Source organism: Alcaligenes nematophilus (assembly GCF_026344155.1).
GTDB classification, from domain to species: Bacteria; Pseudomonadota; Gammaproteobacteria; order Burkholderiales; family Burkholderiaceae_B; genus Alcaligenes; species Alcaligenes phenolicus.
The window spans coordinates 913025-933641 of record NZ_JAPKMZ010000001.1 but is presented as its reverse complement, the minus strand read 5'-3'; the positions used below and the strand labels follow the sequence as shown (position 1 = coordinate 933641).

Below are 20617 nucleotides of genomic sequence, written 5' to 3'. Positions count from 1 at the left end.
GAACGAACCGCGCAGCGCCTTTTTTGAATTTTCAAGGAGTAGTGAGATGTTGCGTGAGCATATTGAAGGTAAGTGGATTGCTGATTTTGTAGAAGTGTTTGGACTATGCAAAGTACAACCCGGCGAAATGGCAGTCGTGCTGTCCGAGACGCAATCGCGCTCCGTGCTGGCCGAGCTGGCTGAGTTGGCCCTGACGCAAATGGGGGCACGGGTTTGCCATGTGAAACTGGTATCGCCACGTCTGAAAAGCAATATTGCCCTGCGCTCGACCGGGACGTCTTTGGCGCTGGAAGGTATGGACCCGATTGTCCAGGCTTTGGCGGGTAGCCAGTTCATTGTGGACTGCACCGTAGAAGGGCTGCTGCATTCGCCCGAGCGTGCTGCACTGTTGGCCAAAGGTGCCCGCATCATGATGATCAGCGACGAGCATCCCGAGATTCTGGAACGGGTCAAACCCAGTCCTGATTTGCAAAGCAAGTGCGATATTGGCGGCAAGCTGATTACCGATGCCAGTGTCATGCACATTAGCTCCGAAGCCGGCACGGACCTGACGGTCAGCCTGGCGGGTGTGATCGGGCGCGGCAGTGCCGGGATAGCCGACAAGCCGGGCAGCTTTGGGTATTGGCCTGCTGGCCTGTGCATTTGCTACCCCAGCAATGGCAGTGTGAATGGCACGCTGGTGCTGGATAGTGGAGATGTGAACCTGACCTTCAAGCGCTACCTGGAATCGGCGGTGACCCTGCGTATCGAAAACGATTATGTCGTGGCTATTGAGGGCAAGGGCGTGGATGCCGATTTGATCCGCTCCTATTACGCCAGTTGGAATGACAAGGATGCCTATGCGGTCAGTCATGTGGGCTGGGGCATGGCGCCGGCGGCACGCTGGGACTCCATGGCCATGTATGACAAGCGCGATACCAACGGAACCGAGTTGCGCGCCTTTGCCGGTAACTTCCTTTTCTCTACGGGCGCAAATCCAGCGGCTGGCCGTTTCTCCGATTGCCACTTCGACTACCCAATGCGCAATTGCACGGTTAGCCTGGATGGCCGTGAAGTCGTCAGCAAGGGGGTGTTGCAAGGCGATCTGGCCTAAAGCGCTAGCCAGGGCGGTACCAGCAGGCGAATGGGCCTACAGGGCCCGGCCGGCTGAGGCCGCCCTTTGATATTCCGTGGTACAAAACCAAGCTCAATGGTTTATGGCTAGATGGTTCAATAGTCATCAAGCTGTGCAGGCGTGTCGTTGCTGCTATTTTGTTTTGTGTGAAGGCAGCGCGACCCAGCCTTGCTTTGTTTTCAAGGGTACGGATTATGCGCGAAGGATTGGAGAAGCTACTGGCGGCAGGCAAGGATAATGCTTTGTTGCGCTTTGGCCTGGGCAATGCATGTATGGGCGAGGGCGATTTGGAAGCGGCTCGCGAACATTTGTCCAAAGCCGTGGAAATGAATCCGCGTTACACCGCAGCCTGGAAGCTGTTGGGCCGGGTGCTGGTGAACCTGGAGCAATTCAAACAGGCCAGGGAAATTCTGGAGCAGGGCTTGGTGATTGCCCAAGAGCAGGGCGACAAGCAGGCTGAGAAAGAAATGCAGGTGTTTTTGAAGCGGGCCGTGAAGGCTTTGGACCAGGCAGCAGAATAAAGACTGCGAATGGGCGACTGATATTTTCTTACCATGCGGGTATCAGTGCATTCCCTAAGTGTGACAGCTTTATAAATGGGGCACAATACGTTTCATGCAGGTGAGGAGACATAGCCCCGCAACGCTGGGCAATAAAGACCGAAATAAAACGGTCACTATTATAAAAGCAATAGGCAGTACAACATAACAACAACAAAAAAAAGGCCAGCGAAAGCTGGCCTTTTTTACGTCTGTACCTAATGGAAAAAATCAAACGCCGGGTTCGGACATGGCTTGCAGCACCAGTTTGACGGCACCTTGCCCACCTTCGTTGGGCGCGCATTCCATATAAGCCAGAACGCTGGGCAGCTGGGTTAACCAGCGACGCACGGCATGACGCAAAACGGGTTCGCCATTGCGCGAGCCGTAGCCCGTGCCATGGACAATTCGTACACAGCGCACGCCGTGCTCCAGACAGGAGCGCAGAAAGTTGTCCAGTCGCTCGCGGGCCTGTTCCAGATCCGAGCCATGCAAATCCAGGCTGGACTCAATCGGCCAACGGTTGCGTTCCAGATCGCGCAAGACATCGGTGCCACAGCCAGCACGCAAATGTCGTAGATCGTTGCTTTCACCTTGCACGCTGACATATTGATCAGAGGCCTGGGGCAGGGCAGGAGTATTGACGGGCGCACCTACCGCGTGGCGACGACGTTGCTCCAACTGTTCCGGGCTAGCCGCAGGACGGCTCATGACTACGCTTTGACCGCGTTTTTTCAAGGGGGCGACGTCCCGCATGGACTGGCGTAGCCAGGCCCTGTCGCTGGGGTCCAATAAGGAAACGGGGTCTTGGGCCGCTGTAGCATTACTGGCAGGAGCCAGTTTGGCTGGTTTGCCACCGGGATCCGGTGGGCGGGGGCGCTTGCGAGCCTGGGGACGGGCGGGGGCCGGGGGCGGATTGAGATCCTGGCGGACCTGACCTTGTAACTTCTTCAGGTCTGCCAGACTACGCCCTACGGCTTTGGGCTTATTTGTTTTCATCCAACCAGCGCTGTGCGTCCAGGGCGGCCATGCAACCGCTGGCTGCACTGGTAATGGCCTGACGATAGATATTGTCTTGCACATCGCCCGCGGCAAAAACGCCAGGAACGGAAGTCATGGTGGCCATGCCTTTCAGACCGCTGCGAGTCGTGATGTAGCCGTCGTGCATCTCCAGCTTGCCTTCAAAGATCCCGGTGTTGGGCTTGTGGCCGATGGCGATAAAGGCACCAGTCACAGCCAGGTCTTCAGTGGCCTGGGTCTGGTTATTGATGATGCGCACACCTGTCACGCCCGAAGCGTCACCCAGCACTTCTTGCAGTTCGCTGTGCAGTTTCAGCTGGATATTGCCATTCTGGACGCGGTCCATCAGCTTGTCGGTCAGGATGGGTTCGGAACGGAAGGTATCGCGACGGTGAATCAAGGTCACGGTCTTGCAAATATTGGACAGGTACAGGGCTTCTTCCACGGCGGTATTGCCACCACCGACCACGACCACGTCCTGGTTCTTGTAGAAGAAACCATCACATGTTGCGCAACCGGACACGCCACGGCCCATGAATTCCTGCTCCGTTGGCAGGCCCAGGTACTGAGCCGAGGCGCCTGTCGCAATAATCAGCGAATCGCAGGTGTAGACTGTGCCACTATCACCATTCAGGGTCAGGGGACGGGTGGACAGATCAACCGAGGACACCATGTCAAAGATTAATTCTGTTTCGAATCGTTCCGCATGAGCCTGGAAACGTGCCATAAGATCAGGTCCCTGGACGCCTTGGGCATCGGCTGGCCAGTTATCTACATCCGTGGTGGTCATCAGTTGGCCACCTTGCTCCATGCCAGTGACCAAGACGGGGTTGAGGTTGGCGCGGGCTGCGTAGATCGCTGCGGTATAGCCGGCCGGGCCTGAGCCCAGAATGAGTACTTTTGCGTGCTTAGTAGTCGACATCACAGAAAATCCGAAAAAGACGATCTCCAATTATAATGAGTCCATGGCAAGAATACCTGCAACATCCCCTCGTTCGTCCCGGTCATCCAAAAATGTGCGTAATGGGCCTTCAGCCCTGCAACAGCGCCTGACAGGACTGCTGCGCGAAGCACGGTGGATTATCTTCGCTGCTCTGGCAGCCTGGCTGGGCCTGGTACTGGCAACCTGGGATCCGGGCGATCCCGGCTGGTCGCATTCCGTGCACTCGGGTCTGACCCAAAACGGCGGGGGCATCTTTGGTGCCCACATCGCCGATTTCCTCCTGTTTCTATTTGGTCTGACGGCCTGGCTTTGGGTGGTGCTGCTGGTGCAGCGCGTGGCCGTGGGCTTTTACCGTCTGACTGCTTTGCTCTTGCCCAGCACAAAAAACGAGGATGTTCTGCCTCGGGTGCGCTGGGAAATTGGCATAGGCTTTTTCTTTTTGTTTCTGGGCAGCATGGGCCTGGAATCGCTGTTTTTTAAAGACCTGGGCCAGCAATGGCAGCTCCCTGCGGGGGCTGGCGGGCAGTTGGGCCAATTATTATCGCAACTATTAGTAACTTCGATAGGCTTTGGTGGAGCCTCTCTGGTGCTGATGGGCCTGCTCGCCGGTGGGGCCAGTTTGTTTTTCGGTTTCTCCTGGCTGACGTTGGCAGAACGTCTGGGCGGCTTCATCGAAGGGGCGATTCGCCGTGTGATGACTTTGTGGTCGGCCCGTCAGGATCGTCGCGTGGGCGAGGTCAAACGTGCCGAGCGTACGGAAAGCGTGGTCGCCAAGCAGGAGCAACTGGTACACGAACAGCCTGTGCGTATCGAACCTGCTTTTGTGGCTGTGCCCAAATCGGAGCGCGTCGAGAAAGAAAAGCAGCAGACCTTGTTCAAGGCGCCTCGTCAGGCTGGCGAAGCGGGCGATTTGCCTCCGCTGTCCCTGCTGGACCCCGCCTCTGACAATGTAGAGACGGTGTCGCCGGAAACCATTGAGTTCACCTCGCGCCTGATTGAAAAGAAATTGTCGGACTTCGGTGTTGCGGTGACGGTAGTGACCGCCCAGGCGGGGCCGGTCATTACGCGCTACGAGATTGAGCCTGCCACGGGCGTGAAGGGTAGCCAGATCGTGAATCTGGCCAAAGACCTGGCCCGCGCCTTGAGTCTGGTCAGCATCCGGGTGGTGGAAACCATTCCCGGTAAAAACCTGATGGGCCTGGAACTTCCTAACCCCCGCCGCCAAATGGTGCGTCTGGAGGAAATCGTAGGCTCGCAGACCTATCACAGCAGCGCCTCTTTGCTGACCATGGCTTTGGGCAAGGATATTGCCGGCAAGCCTGTGGTGGCGGATCTGGCCAAGATGCCTCACTTGCTGGTGGCCGGTACAACCGGCTCCGGTAAGTCCGTGGGGATTAACGCCATGATTCTGTCGCTGCTGTACAAGGCAGACCCGGCGGATGTGCGCCTGATCCTGATCGACCCCAAGATGCTGGAAATGAGTGTCTATGAAGGCATTCCTCATTTGCTGGCACCGGTGGTCACGGATATGCGTCTGGCCTCCAACGCCTTGAACTGGTGTGTGGCTGAAATGGAAAAACGCTACCGCTTGATGAGCAAGTTGGGCGTGCGTAATCTGGCCGGTTACAACGCCAAGATACGCGAGGCGCAAAAGCGTGAAGAGCCTATCCCCAATCCTTTCTCTTTGACGCCGGACGCTCCCGAGCCGCTGTCTGTTCTGCCCATGATTGTCGTCATTATTGACGAGCTGGCAGACTTGATGATGGTGCAGGGCAAGAAGATCGAAGAGTTGATTGCTCGTTTGGCCCAGAAGGCCCGTGCGGCTGGTATTCACCTGATTTTGGCTACTCAGCGCCCTAGCGTGGACGTAATTACAGGTCTGATCAAAGCGAACATTCCTACCCGTATCGCTTTCCAGGTGTCCTCCAAAATCGACTCGCGCACCATTCTGGATCAGATGGGTGCGGAAACCTTGCTGGGCATGGGCGATATGCTCTATTTGCCGCCCGGTACAGGTTTGCCTAAACGAGTGCACGGCGCTTTTGTCAGCGACGAGGAAGTTCACCGCGTGGTTGAACACTTGAAAGAACACGGCGAACCTGATTACATCGAAGGCCTGCTGGAAGGTGCTGTCGAAGGCGAATCGGGTGAGGGGGTCAACCCCGCTACTGGCATGGTCGATGCTGAAGCGGACCCGCTGTACGACCAGGCTGTTCAAGTCATTATCAAGAATCGTCGCGCTTCGATTTCGTCGGTGCAGCGTCATTTGCGTATCGGTTACAACCGGGCAGCCCGTCTGCTGGAACAAATGGAACAAGCCGGTCTGGTATCGGCTATGCAGCCTAACGGTAACCGTGAAATTCTGGTCCCCGCAGGAGGTGCCAAAGATGAAGATTAAGACACTGCTGGTCAGCATGTTGCTGGCCGCTACACCTGCCTTGACCATGGCCGCTTCGGCCAGCGAGCAATTGCGCTCTTTTGTACAAGATGTGCGTGCTGCAAAAGGCGAGTTTTCCCAGCGTACGGTCGATAGCAACGGCCAGTCCAAAGGTGCGCCGCAATCCGGGCAATTCGTGTTTCAGCGTCCCGGTCAGTTCAAATGGCATGTGCAACGCCCTTATGAACAATTGATCGTGTCTGACGGCAAGCTGCTTTATCAATACGACCCGGATCTGGCCCAGGTCACCGAGCGTGGTGTGGACCAGTCCATCGGCGCTTCGCCTGCTGCGATCTTGTTTGGTACTGGCAATCTGGAAGACTCCTTCCGTCTGGTTGAGCAAGATGCACGGGATGGATTGGAGTGGATCCGAGCCACGCCTTTGCAAAGCGATGCCGGCTTTTCCTACGTAGACATCGGCTTCAAGGATCGTGAGCCACGTCGTCTGGAATTGCAGGACTCGTTCGGGCAAACCACGTATATCGACTTCACCGGCTTGGAACCGAACCCTCGGATTACCTTGGGTACCTTCACGTTCAAGGCTCCTGCCGGAGTGGATGTCGTCTCCATGCCTTGATGCACATTCTGTTTTTGTGCAGCTATCGTCAGGGTCAGTGTTGGCTGGCTTTGACAAAACAAGTTTTCAATACAGACCTGGTCCGCTTGGCCAGGTCTTGCCATTTTAGGAAGGGCGATCGCCATGCGTGATTTGTTCGCTCAGGAACCCGCCGCACCCTTAGCCGAAGCACTACGCCCCAAAACTCTGGATCAGGTGGTAGGGCAGTCTCACCTGCTGGGCGAGGGCAAGCCACTACGTTTGGCTTTTCAGTCCGGCAAACCACACTCCATGATTTTCTGGGGGCCTCCCGGCGTGGGTAAAACCACGCTGGCACGTTTGACGGCCAGTGCATTCGAATGCGAGTTCATCGCCTTGTCCGCCGTCTTTTCAGGCGTGAAAGATATCCGAGCCGCCATGGAGCAGGCCCAGCAGAATTTGGCCATGGGCAAGCACACCATCCTGTTTGTGGACGAGATACACCGCTTCAACAAGTCTCAGCAAGACGCGCTGCTCCCTTATGCTGAAAGCGGCTTGGTGACCTTTATTGGTGCCACCACGGAAAACCCGTCCTTCGAGGTTAATTCGGCCTTGCTGTCGCGGGCGCAAGTCTATGTGCTCAAGTCCCTGACGGATGATGAACTCAAACTTCTGCTACGCCGTGTACAGGAACAAAATGCCCTGGATGGCCTGGAGTTTGAGGATCAAGCCGTCGACACCTTGATCGGTTATGCCGACGGCGATGCCCGACGCTTTTTGAACCTGCTGGAGCAGACCAATACGGCCGCCAAGACTTCCGGCACCGAGCTGGTCACGACAGACTTCCTGCAAAATGCGCTGACCCTGAACTCCCGGCGTTTTGACAAGGGGGGCGACAACTTCTACGACCAGATTTCTGCTTTGCATAAGTCGGTACGTGGTTCCAACCCGGACGCTGCCTTGTATTGGCTGACCCGGATGCTGGACGGCGGAGCAGATGCCCGTTATTTATCGCGCCGTATCATACGTATGGCTTGGGAAGATATTGGTCTGGCCGATCCGCGCGCCATGCAAATTGCCAACGATGCTGCCTTGACCTTCGAGCGCCTGGGCAGCCCCGAAGGAGAACTGGCGCTGGGGCAGGCCGTGATTTATCTGGCGATCGCGGCCAAGAGCAATGCCGGTTATATGGCATACAACCAGGCCCGCGCCTTTGTGAAGCAGGATAAAAGCCGCGAAGTGCCAGTGCATTTGCGCAACGCGCCGACCAAGCTGATGAAAGAGCTGGGCCACGGTCATGCGTATCGCTATGCGCATGACGAGCCTAATGCCTATGCGGCGGGTGAGACCTACTTGCCGGACGGCATTCCCGATCCCCACTGGTATCAGCCTGTGCCTCGTGGTCTGGAAATCAAGATTGCTGAAAAAATGGAGCGCCTGCGTCAGCTGGATGAGCAGGCCGGTAAAAAAGACACCTAAGACAGGACAGGCGTTGCCTGACCTGTCACCCCCGTATTTCCCGATACCTCAGTACTGCTTGCGCTGTGCTGCGCTTGTGGTGGCTTGTGGTTAAAATCACCAGATCAATCGGGATTGAACCATCACCTATATGGCTATTAAATGTTAGATCTGAACCAATTACGCAAAGACTTGGAGCCGCTGGTACAGGGCCTGGCGAAACGTGGCGTGCAATTTGACACCGAGCGTTTCCAGCAGCTGGAAGCCCGCCGCAAAGCGGTACAGGTGGAAACCGAAACCCTGCAGGCCGAGCGCAATGCATTGGCCAAACGCATCGGCCAGCTCAAGTCCAAGGGCGAAGACGCCAGCGAAGCATTGGCTCAATCCCAGCAAATTCCGGTGCGCCTGAAGCAGCTGGAGCAGGACTTGTCCCAAGTGCAGGCCGAGCTGTCCTCCTGGTTCGCCACGATTCCTAACCTGCCGCACGAAAGCGTGCCGGTAGGCGAGTCCGAAGAAGACAACGTCGAAGTACGTCGCTGGATCCCGGGTCCTAAAGATGATCAGGGCAAGCCTGCGCACATCACCTTTGAGCCGCGTGATCACGTGGATCTGGGTGAGCAGTTTGGTCTGGATTTTGAAGCTGCTCGCAAGCTGGCTGGCGCCCGTTTCATGGTTCTGCGTGGTCCTCTGGCTCGCTTGCACCGTGCTCTGGCCCAGTTCATGCTGGATACCCAAGTGGAAGAGCACGGCTATACCGAGTGCTACACCCCATACATCGTGAACGCGTCCACGCTGTATGGCACCGGACAATTGCCCAAGTTCAAGGACGATATGTTCTGGGTCACTAAAGGTGGTCAGGACAACGAGTCCACTGATCCCGCAGAGTCCAAACCTGAAGACCTGTACCTGATCTCCACCTCCGAGATCAGCCTGACCGGTATGGTGCGTGACGAGATTCTGGCTGGTGACGCCTTGCCGATGCGCTTGACGGCTCACTCGCCTTGTTTCCGTTCGGAAGCGGGTAGTGGTGGCCGTGATACACGCGGTGTGATCCGTCAGCACCAGTTCGACAAAGTTGAAATGGTGCAGATTGTTCACCCCGAGCAATCCTACGAAGCGCTGGAGTCTATGGTTGGCCACGCCGAGCACGTTCTGCAGGCTCTTGAACTGCCATACCGTGTAGTGCAACTGTGCACTGGCGATATGGGCTTTTCTGCTGCCAAAACCTACGATCTGGAAGTGTGGTTGCCTGCCCAGGACACATTCCGCGAGATCTCCTCGGTGTCGAACTGCGAGGCTTTCCAGGCTCGTCGTCTGCAGGCGCGTTTCCGCGCCGACAGCAAGGCACGTCCGGAGTTTGTGCATACGCTGAACGGCTCTGGCCTGGCCGTAGGCCGCGCCTTGGTGGCTGTGTTGGAAAACCACCAGCAAGAAGATGGCAGCGTGATTGTGCCCAAGGTTCTGCGTCCTTATATGGGCGGACTGGAACGTCTGGTGCCTGCGAAGTAACGCCTCTGCTTGAATAGCAAAAGGGCTGATGACCTTTGTGGTCCTCAGCCCTTTTTCATTCATGGTTCCGTAGTGATGGATTAGTCATCATCCCAGTAACGCTCCTGCTGTTTGCGCCAGCGCTTGTGAGCGCGTCGCTGCTCCTTGCGCCATTCCTTGTTGGAGCGACCATATTCCACGTAGCCGGGACGATAGACGTAACGTGGCGGGTGGTAAACCACTGGGGGTGGGGCGACATAAACCGGGCGTTCCACAACATGAGCGGGTGGGTAGTAGATCGGCCCGTAACCGATACCCGGAATACCGACATTGATATCGACATTTACACCGCCCGCAGAGGCGGCGCTGGTGCTCAAGGCCATTAAACCGGCTAATAGTAGTTTTTTCATAAGCTGCACCTCTAATGACACTAGCTGCAGCGATTGTTGCCTAAAACCCGTAGTCCAAACGTTAGGTAATCCTGGCAAAGCACTTCCAAACGCAACACGGCTCGTATGCGCTATGCCAGGGGTTTACCTTTCTTAACACATGTTTCTCCTTTTTCGGCAGGAGGGCATGAGTGCATCTAGAAGGTATGGCGTTCAACCTGACGATGGCGGACAGGGCGCCGGTTGTAGTTCGCGTGTAGTTGCCGACCGTGCACAGAATCCAGTTGCTTGTTCAAGTGTGGCGCATGGCGTACGTTGCGCTGCGCAGGCTCTGCACGTGGCTTGGAGTTGACTTCCAGAAACCAGAGACAGAGTGCGGCCCAGAAGAATAACGACAGGATATTGACCAGTCCGCCTCTCAAAGAAGCGTAGCCTGTCGCTTCTGAAGCCTGGATACGCAGTAGATCAGACAGAACCGGGATGGAGCCCAAGGTTTCAACTACCAGGCTGCCTGGTATCCGAAAAGCCCAGCGCAGAGTCTGGAGAACCTCATTCAGGCTGTATATGCCGTCGCCGTTGGCGTCGATAATCCATTGGAAGGTTTGCATGACAATTCCTTTTATCAAGTCCAGCAAGCTGCGCCGGAATTACAAGGACTGCCTTGGAGAGGCAGGGCTGCGATGCATCAATGTGTGTTTCCAATATAGGCCTGCGGCTCAGGGTGAACAAGTGAATTAGGCCAAAACAGAGGGTAAACCCTTGATTGAAAAGAGCTCTTTGGTTTGGTTGGCTAGTCTTATCAAGAAACTCCGCTCTTTGACGCAAGTGCTATGTCTCTTTAGTGCTTGTCAAAGAGTATTCTTTGATCTATATTTATGGGCTTGCTTGTAACCATATAAGCAATCGCGGACAGGTGGCAGAGTGGTCGAATGTACCTGACTCGAAATCAGGCGTACGTGCAAGCGTACCGTGGGTTCGAATCCCACCCTGTCCGCCACCTGGAATTTTGAAAGCCCTTGATTATTCAAGGGCTTTTTTATTTTCTGCTGGTTTGATCGTCCTGCTCCCTCAGCATGGTTTATTTGCTGTTTTGTCACATAAGAACGTTAAGGTAAAAGTGTCAGTCGCGGCCGATGTTCGGAAAACTCATCCGCAACATTGTGTATGGCCGACTTTTCCCCGCGCAGGCCGAAGTTCTAGGGGTAATGCGCTAGTACGTGGTCCGATGGTGTTTGGCCTTGTTTTGCAAGCCTTGATGATTGCGGACAAAACGAGCCCATTGCATTTCCCGGCAGTGCAGGCCGGCGAGTACACTTGGGGTTTCAGTTCCCTGTTGTCCATACTCACGAGGTATCTATGCTGAAAGGTAAAAAAGCGGTCGTAACAGGATCGACCAGTGGTATCGGTCTGGCCATGGCCACCGAGTTGGCGAAAGCCGGTGCAGATGTGGTGATCAATGGTTTTGGTCAGCCTGAAGATATCGAGCGCGAGCGCAGCACGCTGGAGTCCAAGTTTGGTGTCAAAGCCTATTATCTGAATGCTGATTTGAGCGACGCACAGGCCACGCGTGACTTTATTGCCAAGGCGGCAGAGGCCTTGGGCGGTTTGGATATTCTGGTCAATAACGCTGGTATTCAGTACACCGCGCCTATCGAAGAATTCCCGGTGGATAAATGGAATGCCATCATTGCCTTGAACCTGTCAGCCGTCTTCCACGGCACAGCGGCTGCCTTGCCCATCATGCAAAAGCAGGGTTGGGGGCGGATTATCAATATCGCCTCGGCACATGGTCTGGTGGCCTCGGTAAATAAATCGGCTTATGTGGCTGCCAAGCATGGTGTCGTGGGCCTGACCAAAGTGACCGCACTGGAAAATGCTGGCAAGGGTATTACCTGCAACGCAATCTGCCCGGGCTGGGTACGCACTCCCTTGGTGGAAAAGCAGATCGAAGCTATCAGCCAGCAAAAAGGGATTGATATTGAAGCTGCCGCACGCGAGCTGCTGGCTGAGAAACAACCTTCCCTGCAGTTTGTGACTCCTGAACAATTGGGCGGTGCTGCTGTGTTCCTGTCGTCTGCCGCCGCAGACCAAATGACGGGTACGACACTAAGTCTGGATGGTGGCTGGACGGCTCGCTAATTGCTGTCAAAGCGTGTTTTGTAGATGGCAGATAAAGGGCATGGCCCTTTATCTGTTTGGATAGAAAGGATATAGGCGCATGTTGTTATTGCTCTCGCCAGCGAAAAAGCTGGATTACGATTCCCCTGTACGCACGCAGCTGGAAACCCAGCCTCTGTTTGTGGAGCAGGCGCAAGGCTTGATTGATATTTTGCGCACTCAGTCCGAAGAGGATATTGCCGGCTTGATGAAGCTGAGCGACGACCTGGCGCGCTTGAATGTCCAGCGTTACCAGGAGTGGGAGCCCAAGTTTGACCGCTCCAATGCCCGTCAGGCCATTCTGGCTTTTAATGGTGATGTATATGAGGGCATGGCTGCAACGGATTTGTCGGACAAGGAGCTGAAGTGGGCGCAGGACCACATTGTGATTCTTAGCGGTTTGTACGGTGCTTTGCGTCCTTTGGATTTGATGCGTCCTTACCGTCTGGAAATGGGCACTCGCTTGAAGAATCCCGAAGGTGCCAATTTGTACGCTTACTGGGGCAGCCGGATTGCCAATTATTTGAACGAGCGTCAGGAAGGCGAAGCCAAGCCCGTTGTCTTGAACTTGGCCTCTGAAGAGTATTTCAAGGCAGTCGATCAAAAAGCCTTGCGTGCCCGTGTGGTTCAGTGCGTTTTCCAGGACGAGAAAAACGGTGTCTGGAAGATTATCAGTTTCTACGCCAAGAAAGCCCGTGGTTTGATGGCCCGCTTTGTCATCGACAAGCGTGTGCAAACAGTGGAAGGCTTGAAGGCGTTTGATCGCGAGGGGTATGTATTCCAGCCTGAGCTCTCCAGCGAGGACAAGCTGGTGTTCCGTCGCTCCGAGCAGGATGCCAAGGCTTGATAAGTAGTTAGCGTTGTTGCTTGCGCCGTAAGAACAGCTCTTTAGCTGATCTGCGGTCTTGCAGGTAAAAAAGGAAAGGCAAGGCCATGTATTTGCGCCTTGCCTTTTTATTTTTGGTCCTGCGAACTGAGGAGGGCTTGGCACCCTATGCTCTTTTGCTTTGTGCTTTGTGCTTTGTGCTTTGAGTTCTTGTTTATTTGGTCCCGACAACGAGCTCCAAATGTATACGGGACATGGCATGGCCATCAGGCCCCTTGCTGTTTCAGTTCCTGCTTGCGCTCAGGCGGCAGTTGCGGGCCAGCGCTGTATTCCAGGCCTCTCATATCCTGACGTATCAGTTGGGCGGCCTTGACCATCTGACGGATCGGGTAGGCCAGCATGGCCAGCTCACCGTCGGTTTCGATGGAAGCAGGCGGGTCGGCATCCTGGTCGTTAATCAGTGCGCCAATGGCATCCAGGGAGTTCTGGATGCCTGGCGGAATCTGACTCAAATTAGCCAGAAGCGGGGCAGCGGCGCTGATCTGCGAGGCCAGCACGTGGTTCTGAATCAGCAGATTATTCAGCAGGGATACATTGGCTTGTCGGCTAACTGGTTCATCCATCATGCGATAAAAGGCCGAGGCAAAGTTGCTAAAGGCAATGTGTACGTTCTTGTTTGCCACTTGCCAGGCGGTGTCGGCTTCCATCAAGTCCAGATCTACCTGGTTTTTCTGGGCCTCTGTCATAGTGGGTTCGCCTTCCTGGCCGCTTTTAAGGATCTGGTTATGCAGGCGGCTCAAGCGAGCGAATTCCAGCCCTGCACGCCAGAACTCTTTGTTGGCGGCCAAGGCTGCTCGGGCCAGACCTGTCATGGCGCTGGATTCCCAGTTGGGGAGCAAATAACTGGCGGCCATGGCAATACCGCAACCAATCAGCGTATCCACCAGACGTTCTCCAATAATGAAGGAGCCGCCCGTGGACAGGAATTGGAAGGACAAAATCACAAAGATTGTGTTGAACAGGGCCGATAGCAGGAAGTTCAGCTGAACCAGGCTGTTACCCAGCAGGTAGGCCAGCAACATGGCGATCAGATACAGCTCGCGGTTGTCCGTTAGCTTCAGGAGCAGGAAGGCCGCCCCGCAGCCCAGTACCGTGCCAAAAAGGCGCCAGCCATTGCGTTGGCGTGTGATGGCAAAGCCTGGCTTCATAATGACCAGAATCGTCAGGATGATCCAGTAACTGTGTGCTGTCAGGGCGCTGACCAGGCCCAGTTCGCTTTGGAAATGGGCGCTGAGTGCGCCAACTCCCAGGGCCACCATGGACGCAATGCTGACACGTGCCGCATAGCGGAAGTGCGAGGACTTCAGCTTCATATTGCTGCTGAGCATGCCCAAACGCAGTTCTTCACGCGAGAGCATGCGGCTTAGCGATTTATTCAGGTACTGATCGACTGGCAGGTTCTGGCTGGCACGATGTGATAGGCTTGCCATGCTGTCCACAATACGGTTCAGGTTACGCAGTCGGCGCAAGACCTGGACTAGCAGGGCGTAGGTTTCCGGGTCTGTTTGCGACATGCCCTGGCGTTTGTACTTCTCCAGCTCGTATTCCATGGCGCGGATTTCCGCTTTGACGCTGGAGCGACGGGTGGTGCGAGCGCTTCGTGAAACATTCATGGCAATGCGGCCGATATCCAACGAAAGCTTGTGCAAGCCATCACGCGCAAAAACCATGAAATCGCTGTCGGAAAGCTGACGGCGCAGGACGGTGTAGTCGGTATAGGTCGCGACCAGCGAGTCCAGAATGCTGACCATATTCAAGAAGATTGTCAGCAGTGCCTTGCGGTGGTGATCGCCTCGTCCATAACCGCGCGGCAATTCACGTAGCACCACGTCGCGAGCGGCCTGGTGCTTTTCGGTCATATTGGATTGAAGATTGATCAGCCGTCTATAGCAGGCGTCCAGATCCGAGGTGGAGTCATAGAATTGCGAGCGCGCTTCCATGTATTCAGCCGTGGCAAACAGGGCTACCGCCAGTGTCTGGCGCTCTTCCCGATACCAGAACAAGCGTCGGAACAGGGTGCTGAACAAGTAATAGGACAGACCACCGGCAAAGGAATACAGCGTGTGCGCCAATACCTCGTGAGGCTGCATGGGAAAGCGCATCGTCAAGGTCATCAGCAGCAGGGCGGCAAAGCCGATCAGCCCGCCGCGACGACCAAAGACGGAGAACATGCTGTACAGAAAGCACAGAAACGGTACGCACAGGACCAGCAGCAGCGGAGAGCTGGAGGCCAAACCTGTCAGGCCAACGGTGACCGTGCCCAGCGCAATACCGCCCAGCATTTCATTGTTGCGATAGCGGCGTGGGCCGCCGGGTTGGTCAATGATGGCAACGCAGGTGGCACCCATGGACGCAATGACGCCAATGTCATAGTGACCAAAGAAGCGGCCCAAAATAATGACCGGCAACAGCACACCGATGGACTGGCGCAGTCCGCCGAAAAAATAGTGGCTATACAGGAATTGTTTTAATTGTGGGATGGGCGATGCCATAAAATACCCGGACAGCTCGTCATAGGTAGACAGTATATCGTTTTACGTATGCAAGCTTTAAGCCTGTTTTTTTGCACTTTACCAACAATCACAGTTGCTCGGTTTGTGCAGTCAAGGTAAAGTAACCAGGTGTTTTTGCTCCTTATCCGAGCAAATTGTAGCGAGGCACTGTTAACCGGGCCATCCGCCCGGTTTTTTGCGCCTAAAAACTTTGTTGCTGGCCGCGTCACAAGCGTGGGATGCCAGGACTTCCGTTTCAAGCTAACGCATACGTTTTTGTATGCACGCACTGGGTGTCGAAGAGTGCAGGCCGGACGGTAATGTGTCTGGGTGGTGTGGTCCTGTGGGCCATGAAGCGCCAGATCATGTTGCTGACATCGGTTCAAGCTCGGACCGTCGTGGTCAGTCGATATTGCAGAGCAAGACTGAAAGGAAAACTCATGTCTGAATTAAATGGCGCAGATATTGTGGTGCGCACGCTCGCGGACGAAGGCGTGGAACACGTTTTCGGTTATCCGGGTGGTGCCGTTCTCTATATCTACGACGCAATCTTCAAGCAGGACCGCTTCCAGCACATTCTTGTGCGTCATGAACAGGCTGCTGTTCATGCTGCGGATGCCTATTCCCGTTCGTCCCAAAAAGTTGGCGTGGCACTGGTAACCAGTGGCCCGGGCGTCACCAATGCCGTCACCGGTATTGCGACCGCTTACCTGGACTCCATTCCGATGGTCATCATCAGTGGGCAGGTCAGCACCCAGGCAATTGGTGAAGATGCTTTCCAGGAGTGTGATGCCATCGGTATCACCCGTCCTTGCGTCAAGCACAACTTCCTGGTGCGCGATGTTCGTGATTTGGCCGATACCATTCGCAAGGCATTTTTTATTGCCACGACGGGCCGTCCCGGTCCTGTGCTGATTGATATCCCCAAAGATATTACGACTGCAACGTGCAAATACACGCCCAAGCGTGGCGAGGTCAAGATGCGTTCCTACGCACCTGTGACCAAAGGCCATCAGGGGCAGATCAAGAAAGCCGTCCAGATTCTCAATAGCGCCGAGCGCCCGCTGATTTATGTTGGTGGTGGTGTGGTGCTGGGTAATGCTGACAGTGAGCTCAATGAGCTGGTCAAGTTAAGCGGTGCTCCTTGCACGACTACCTTGATGGGTCTGGGTGCCTATCCAGGTACGGCGGATCAGTACATCGGCATGCCCGGCATGCACGGTACTTACGAAGCCAATATGACCATGCAGCATTGCGACGTTCTGATCGCAGTGGGTGCACGGTTTGATGATCGAGTGATTGGTAATACCCGCCACTTCGGTCAGAACCCACGCAAGATCATTCATATTGATATTGATCCTTCGGTAATTTCCAAGCGCGTGAAAGTTGATGTGCCTATCGTGGGCTGTGTCAAAGACGTGCTGACCGAGTTCAATGAGCTGTATGCGCAAAGCCGTCAGGAATCGCAGAACCAGCCCTCCCTGAATGATTGGTGGAAACAGATCAATGTCTGGCGGGGCAAGAACTCCTTGGCCTACGCCAAGTCGGACGAGCTGATCAAGCCGCAATACGTGGTGGAATCCCTGTGGGAAGTGACGGGCGGCAACGCTTTCGTGACTTCTGATGTGGGTCAGCACCAGATGTGGGCGGCTCAGTACTACAAATTCAATAAGCCTCGTCGCTGGATCAATTCCGGTGGCCTGGGCACGATGGGCGTGGGCTTGCCTTACGCAATGGGTGTGCAAATGGCCAACCCTGGTCAGGATGTTGCCGTCATCACGGGTGAAGGCTCCATTCAGATGAACATCCAGGAACTGTCTACGTGTAAACAGTACCGCTTGAGCCCCAAGGTTCTTTGCCTGAACAATCGTTATTTGGGCATGGTGCGCCAGTGGCAGCAAATCGACTACGGCTCGCGTTATTCCGAGTCTTACGTGGATGCACTGCCTGACTTTGTCAAACTGGTGGAAAGCTATGGTCATGTGGGTCTGGAGATCGACAAGCCAGCCGATGTGGTCCCCGCTATTCGCGAAGCCTTCACCACGCACAAAGACCGCCTGGTATTTCTGAACTTCATCACGGACCAAACCGAAAACGTGTTCCCGATGGTGAAAGCAGGCCGCGGCCTGACAGAAATGCTCTTGGGCCCGGACGATCTGTAAGGAGAGAATCATGAAACACGTCATTTCTATCCTTCTGGAAAACGAGCCCGGCGCACTGTCCCGTGTGGTCGGCCTGTTTTCGGCCCGTGGCTATAACATCGAGACCTTGACGGTCGCTCCAACCGAGGACGACACCCTGTCTCGCATGACTATCGTTACCCGAGGGGCGGACGACGTCATCGAGCAGATCACCAAGCACTTGAACCGTCTGGTTGACGTGGTCAAGGTGGTGGATCTGTCCGAAGGCCCACACATCGAGCGTGAACTCATGCTGATCAAAGTGCGGGCGGTGGGCAAGGAACGTGAAGAGATGAAGCGCATGGCGGACATTTTCCGTGGTCGCATCATTGATGTTACGGACAAGACATACACCATCGAACTGACCGGTGTTCAAGACAAAATTGCTGCTTTCATCAATGCGCTGGATCGTACGGCCATTCTTGAAACAGTGCGCACCGGGGTCTCTGGTGTCAGCCGTGGCGAACGTGTCTTAAAGCTGTAAGCCAAGGCTTTTTCAGGACATAATTACCGCTTTTATTCAAGGAGCTGCTTTTCAAGGCAGCTCCTTATAAAGGGTAAACACGGCCTGACGCTGTGTAGACCGCGGTGGCCCTGTTCTGAAAGTAATGAGTCAAGGTCCTTTTTGTGCCGCTGCTGCATGAGCGGCCATTCTCGAATTGCTGTTTAAGCGAAATTATTAAATTTGGAGCACCTGAAATGAAAGTTTTCTACGACAAGGATTGTGATCTTTCCCTGATCAAAGGCAAGACCGTTGCCATCATCGGTTACGGCTCGCAAGGCCACGCCCACGCCCTGAACCTGCACGAGTCCGGCGTGAACGTGGTTGTTGGTCTGCGTAAAGGCGGCGCTTCCTGGAGCAAAGCCGAGAACGCTGGCCTGAAAGTTCAGGAAGTGGCTGAAGCCGTCAAGAGCGCTGACGTCGTCATGATCTTGTTGCCTGACGAAAACATTGCCGAGGTTTACCGCAATCAGGTTGCCGAGAACATCAAGCCCGGCGCCGCTCTGGCATTTGCTCACGGCTTTAACGTTCACTACGGCCAAGTTGTGCCACGTGACGATATCGACGTCATCATGATTGCTCCCAAGGCTCCTGGTCACACTGTGCGTGGCACCTACAGCCAAGGCGGCGGCGTTCCTCACCTGATCGCTGTTTACCAGGACAAGACCGGCGCTGCTCGCGACGTAGCTCTGTCTTACGCATCGGCTAACGGCGGTGGCCGTGCCGGTATCATCGAAACCAACTTCCGCGAAGAAACCGAAACCGACTTGTTCGGTGAACAGGCTGTTCTGTGCGGTGGTGCGGTTGAGCTGATCAAGGCTGGTTTCGACACGCTGGTTGAGGCTGGTTACGCTCCTGAAATGGCTTACTTCGAGTGCTTGCACGAACTGAAGTTGATCGTGGACCTGATCTACGAAGGCGGTATCGCCAACATGAACTACTCGATCTCCAACAACGCCGAATACGGCGAATACGAGACCGGTCCGAAGATTGTTACCGACGAAACCCGCAAAGCCATGCGCCAGTGCCTGGAAGACATCCAGACCGGCGTGTACGCCAAGAACTTCATCCTGGAAAACGCCGCAGGCGCTCCTACCCTGATCTCGCGTCGTCGTATCAACGCCGAATCGCAGATCGAGCAAGTGGGTAGCAAGCTGCGCTCCATGATGCCTTGGATCGCCGCTAACAAGCTGGTCGACAAGTCCAAGAACTAAGTTTGATATCGGGGCAACCTCATAAGCTGCCCTGGTCTTGAGCCTGAACCGGCTGACGTCTTGCGGCGTCAGCCGGTTTTTTATTGCTGCAAGAATTTGGCTTTCAGTGCCGTCTCTGCTTGGGCTGAGAAAAGGATGGAAGCGCCTTGTTCTCGTCTTATAGCCGTATCGGTGAGGGCGCGATAAAATGCAGTGCTTGGTTTGACCATCGTGCCCCTGTTGGGGTGGTGCGCAAGCGGGTTCGATAAAATCCACTGTTTATCCATGAACTCCCTGGCCGCAGGCCTCTTGGCCATTTCTGTTCGCTCTGGCTCATATATGCTGGAATTATTTGCACTCTGTAGCCTTGGGGACAATGCTACATTCGAGTGTTCAGTCCTTAGCAACAACTCTTAAAGCATAAATTATGCCCAATTTGCTCAATGATGAAACCCGTCGTCGGCGTAGCATCTATCTTCTGCCCAACGCATTTACGACCGCCAATTTGTTCGCGGGGTTTTATGCTGTTGTGCAGGCCATGAATGGCCGCTTTGAGGCGGCAGCCATCGCCATTTTTCTGGCGCTGGTGTTTGATGGTATGGACGGGCGGGTTGCTCGTTTGACCAATACTCAGTCCGCCTTTGGTGAGCAATACGACTCCATGGCAGACATGATTTCCTTTGGTGCGGCGCCCGCGCTGGTCATGTACGTCTGGGCCATGCAGGGGCTGGGGCGTTGGGGCTGGTTGGCCTCCTTTATTTACGTAGCCGGTGGGGCACTGCGCCTGGCCCGCTTCAATACCAATATTGAAGTGGTTGACAAGCGCTTTTTCCAGGGCTTGCCCAGTCCGGCAGCCGCAGCGCTGGTGGCCGGCTTTGTCTGGCTGGCGGTGGACAACAAGCTGTCCTTGCAAGTGAATGTGATTCCCTGGGTTGCCTTTGGTTTAACCATTTATGCCGGCCTGGCCATGGTCTCCAATGCGCCGTTCTACAGCGGTAAGTCCTTTGCGATCAGCCGTAGCGTGCCATTTTGGGTCATGTTGCTTTTTGTGCTGGTCTTCGTGTTTGTCTCTACAGATCCGCCAGTCTTCCTGTTTGGCCTGTTCTGCCTGTATGGCTTGTCGGGCTGGTTTGTGATGGCCTGGCGCTGGCGTCGAGCCCGTGCTTTGGCACGACTTCGGCGTGGAAACAACTAAAATCCCCGGCTTTGGCAGGCCAGCTGGCCGAAATGCTTAACGCCTTGTCCGGTTTTTCGTTATAATCGTTTGCTTGCACTTGGCCTGAT

General features: G+C 55.1%; 17 protein-coding genes and 1 tRNA gene. 13 read left to right on the top strand and 5 right to left on the bottom strand.

All coding sequences use genetic code 11. The features are described 5' to 3' along the window. Window positions 1–46: 46 nt before the first annotated feature. Both OSH04_RS04415 and OSH04_RS04410 read left to right on the top strand, forming a co-directional pair. On the top strand, window positions 47–1093 hold the full coding sequence (locus OSH04_RS04415) for a M29 family metallopeptidase (RefSeq protein ID WP_009456751.1): 1047 nt from the start codon (window positions 47–49) through the stop codon (window positions 1091–1093). 215 nt (window positions 1094–1308) lie between these two features. Then, window positions 1309–1635 (top strand): tetratricopeptide repeat protein, encoded by a 327-nt coding sequence (locus OSH04_RS04410; protein WP_009456744.1) that lies wholly within the window; start codon window positions 1309–1311, stop codon window positions 1633–1635. Between the two features lie 249 nt (window positions 1636–1884). On the opposite strand, the gene OSH04_RS04405 is transcribed toward OSH04_RS04410, so the two are convergent. Beyond that, on the bottom strand, window positions 1885–2652 hold the full coding sequence (locus OSH04_RS04405; protein WP_266107990.1) for a Smr/MutS family protein: 768 nt from the start codon (window positions 2650–2652) through the stop codon (window positions 1885–1887). After that, window positions 2639–3595: a thioredoxin-disulfide reductase gene (gene trxB, locus OSH04_RS04400; protein WP_009456742.1), complete on the bottom strand. Its 957-nt coding sequence runs from the start codon at window positions 3593–3595 to the stop codon at window positions 2639–2641. The genes OSH04_RS04405 and trxB overlap by 14 nt, the downstream gene beginning before the upstream one ends. 43 nt (window positions 3596–3638) lie before the next feature. Between trxB and OSH04_RS04395 the strand changes: the two genes are divergently transcribed. The 4 genes from OSH04_RS04395 to serS all read left to right on the top strand — a co-directional run bounded on the left by OSH04_RS04395 (window position 3639) and on the right by serS (window position 9555). Beyond that, window positions 3639–6014 carry a DNA translocase FtsK gene (locus OSH04_RS04395; RefSeq protein ID WP_060186455.1) on the top strand — a complete coding sequence of 792 codons (2376 nt, stop codon included), beginning with the start codon at window positions 3639–3641 and terminating at the stop codon, window positions 6012–6014. Then, on the top strand, window positions 6004–6630 hold the full coding sequence (gene lolA / locus OSH04_RS04390) for an outer membrane lipoprotein chaperone LolA (RefSeq protein WP_060186456.1): 627 nt from the start codon (window positions 6004–6006) through the stop codon (window positions 6628–6630). Before OSH04_RS04395 ends, lolA begins: the two co-directional genes overlap by 11 nt. A 123-nt stretch (window positions 6631–6753) precedes the next feature. Beyond that, entirely contained in the window at window positions 6754–8067 is a 1314-nt protein-coding gene (locus OSH04_RS04385; protein ID WP_009456739.1) for a replication-associated recombination protein A, read from the top strand. Window positions 8068–8208: 141 nt separating this feature from the next. Further along, on the top strand, window positions 8209–9555 hold the full coding sequence (serS, locus tag OSH04_RS04380) for a serine--tRNA ligase (protein ID WP_266107989.1): 1347 nt from the start codon (window positions 8209–8211) through the stop codon (window positions 9553–9555). A gap of 80 nt (window positions 9556–9635) precedes the next feature. Here the strand turns inward: serS and OSH04_RS04375 are convergent, their stop codons facing one another. Both OSH04_RS04375 and OSH04_RS04370 read right to left on the bottom strand, forming a co-directional pair. Further along, the gene (locus tag OSH04_RS04375; protein ID WP_026483206.1) at window positions 9636–9944 is read right to left on the bottom strand and encodes a hypothetical protein; all 309 of its coding nucleotides are present in this window, start codon (window positions 9942–9944) and stop codon (window positions 9636–9638) included. Between the two features lie 176 nt (window positions 9945–10120). Then, window positions 10121–10531 (bottom strand): hypothetical protein, encoded by a 411-nt coding sequence (locus tag OSH04_RS04370; RefSeq protein WP_026483205.1) that lies wholly within the window; start codon window positions 10529–10531, stop codon window positions 10121–10123. 299 nt (window positions 10532–10830) lie between these two features. Between OSH04_RS04370 and OSH04_RS04365 the strand changes: the two genes are divergently transcribed. The 3 genes from OSH04_RS04365 to yaaA all read left to right on the top strand — a co-directional run bounded on the left by OSH04_RS04365 (window position 10831) and on the right by yaaA (window position 12927). After that, a tRNA-Ser gene (locus OSH04_RS04365) sits at window positions 10831–10920 on the top strand. Window positions 10921–11279: 359 nt separating this feature from the next. Continuing rightward, the gene (locus tag OSH04_RS04360) at window positions 11280–12062 is read left to right on the top strand and encodes a 3-hydroxybutyrate dehydrogenase (RefSeq protein WP_060186460.1); all 783 of its coding nucleotides are present in this window, start codon (window positions 11280–11282) and stop codon (window positions 12060–12062) included. A gap of 79 nt (window positions 12063–12141) precedes the next feature. Then, window positions 12142–12927, top strand: a complete 786-nt coding sequence (yaaA, locus tag OSH04_RS04355) for a peroxide stress protein YaaA (RefSeq protein ID WP_009456706.1) — start codon at window positions 12142–12144, stop codon at window positions 12925–12927. 245 nt (window positions 12928–13172) lie between these two features. On the opposite strand, the gene OSH04_RS04350 is transcribed toward yaaA, so the two are convergent. After that, window positions 13173–15458: an FUSC family protein gene (locus tag OSH04_RS04350; RefSeq protein ID WP_115633931.1), complete on the bottom strand. Its 2286-nt coding sequence runs from the start codon at window positions 15456–15458 to the stop codon at window positions 13173–13175. A gap of 440 nt (window positions 15459–15898) precedes the next feature. On the opposite strand from OSH04_RS04350, the gene ilvB reads away from it, so the two are divergent. The 4 genes from ilvB to pssA all read left to right on the top strand — a co-directional run bounded on the left by ilvB (window position 15899) and on the right by pssA (window position 20528). Further along, window positions 15899–17620, top strand: coding sequence for a biosynthetic-type acetolactate synthase large subunit (gene ilvB / locus OSH04_RS04345; RefSeq protein ID WP_035272452.1), 1722 nt, complete (start codon window positions 15899–15901; stop codon window positions 17618–17620). 10 nt (window positions 17621–17630) lie between these two features. After that, the gene (ilvN, locus tag OSH04_RS04340; protein WP_003801075.1) at window positions 17631–18122 is read left to right on the top strand and encodes an acetolactate synthase small subunit; all 492 of its coding nucleotides are present in this window, start codon (window positions 17631–17633) and stop codon (window positions 18120–18122) included. Window positions 18123–18337: 215 nt separating this feature from the next. Then, on the top strand, window positions 18338–19354 hold the full coding sequence (gene ilvC / locus OSH04_RS04335) for a ketol-acid reductoisomerase (RefSeq protein ID WP_009456705.1): 1017 nt from the start codon (window positions 18338–18340) through the stop codon (window positions 19352–19354). Between the two features lie 406 nt (window positions 19355–19760). After that, window positions 19761–20528 (top strand): CDP-diacylglycerol--serine O-phosphatidyltransferase, encoded by a 768-nt coding sequence (gene pssA, locus OSH04_RS04330; RefSeq protein ID WP_035272453.1) that lies wholly within the window; start codon window positions 19761–19763, stop codon window positions 20526–20528. The last annotated feature ends 89 nt before the right edge of the window (window positions 20529–20617 follow it).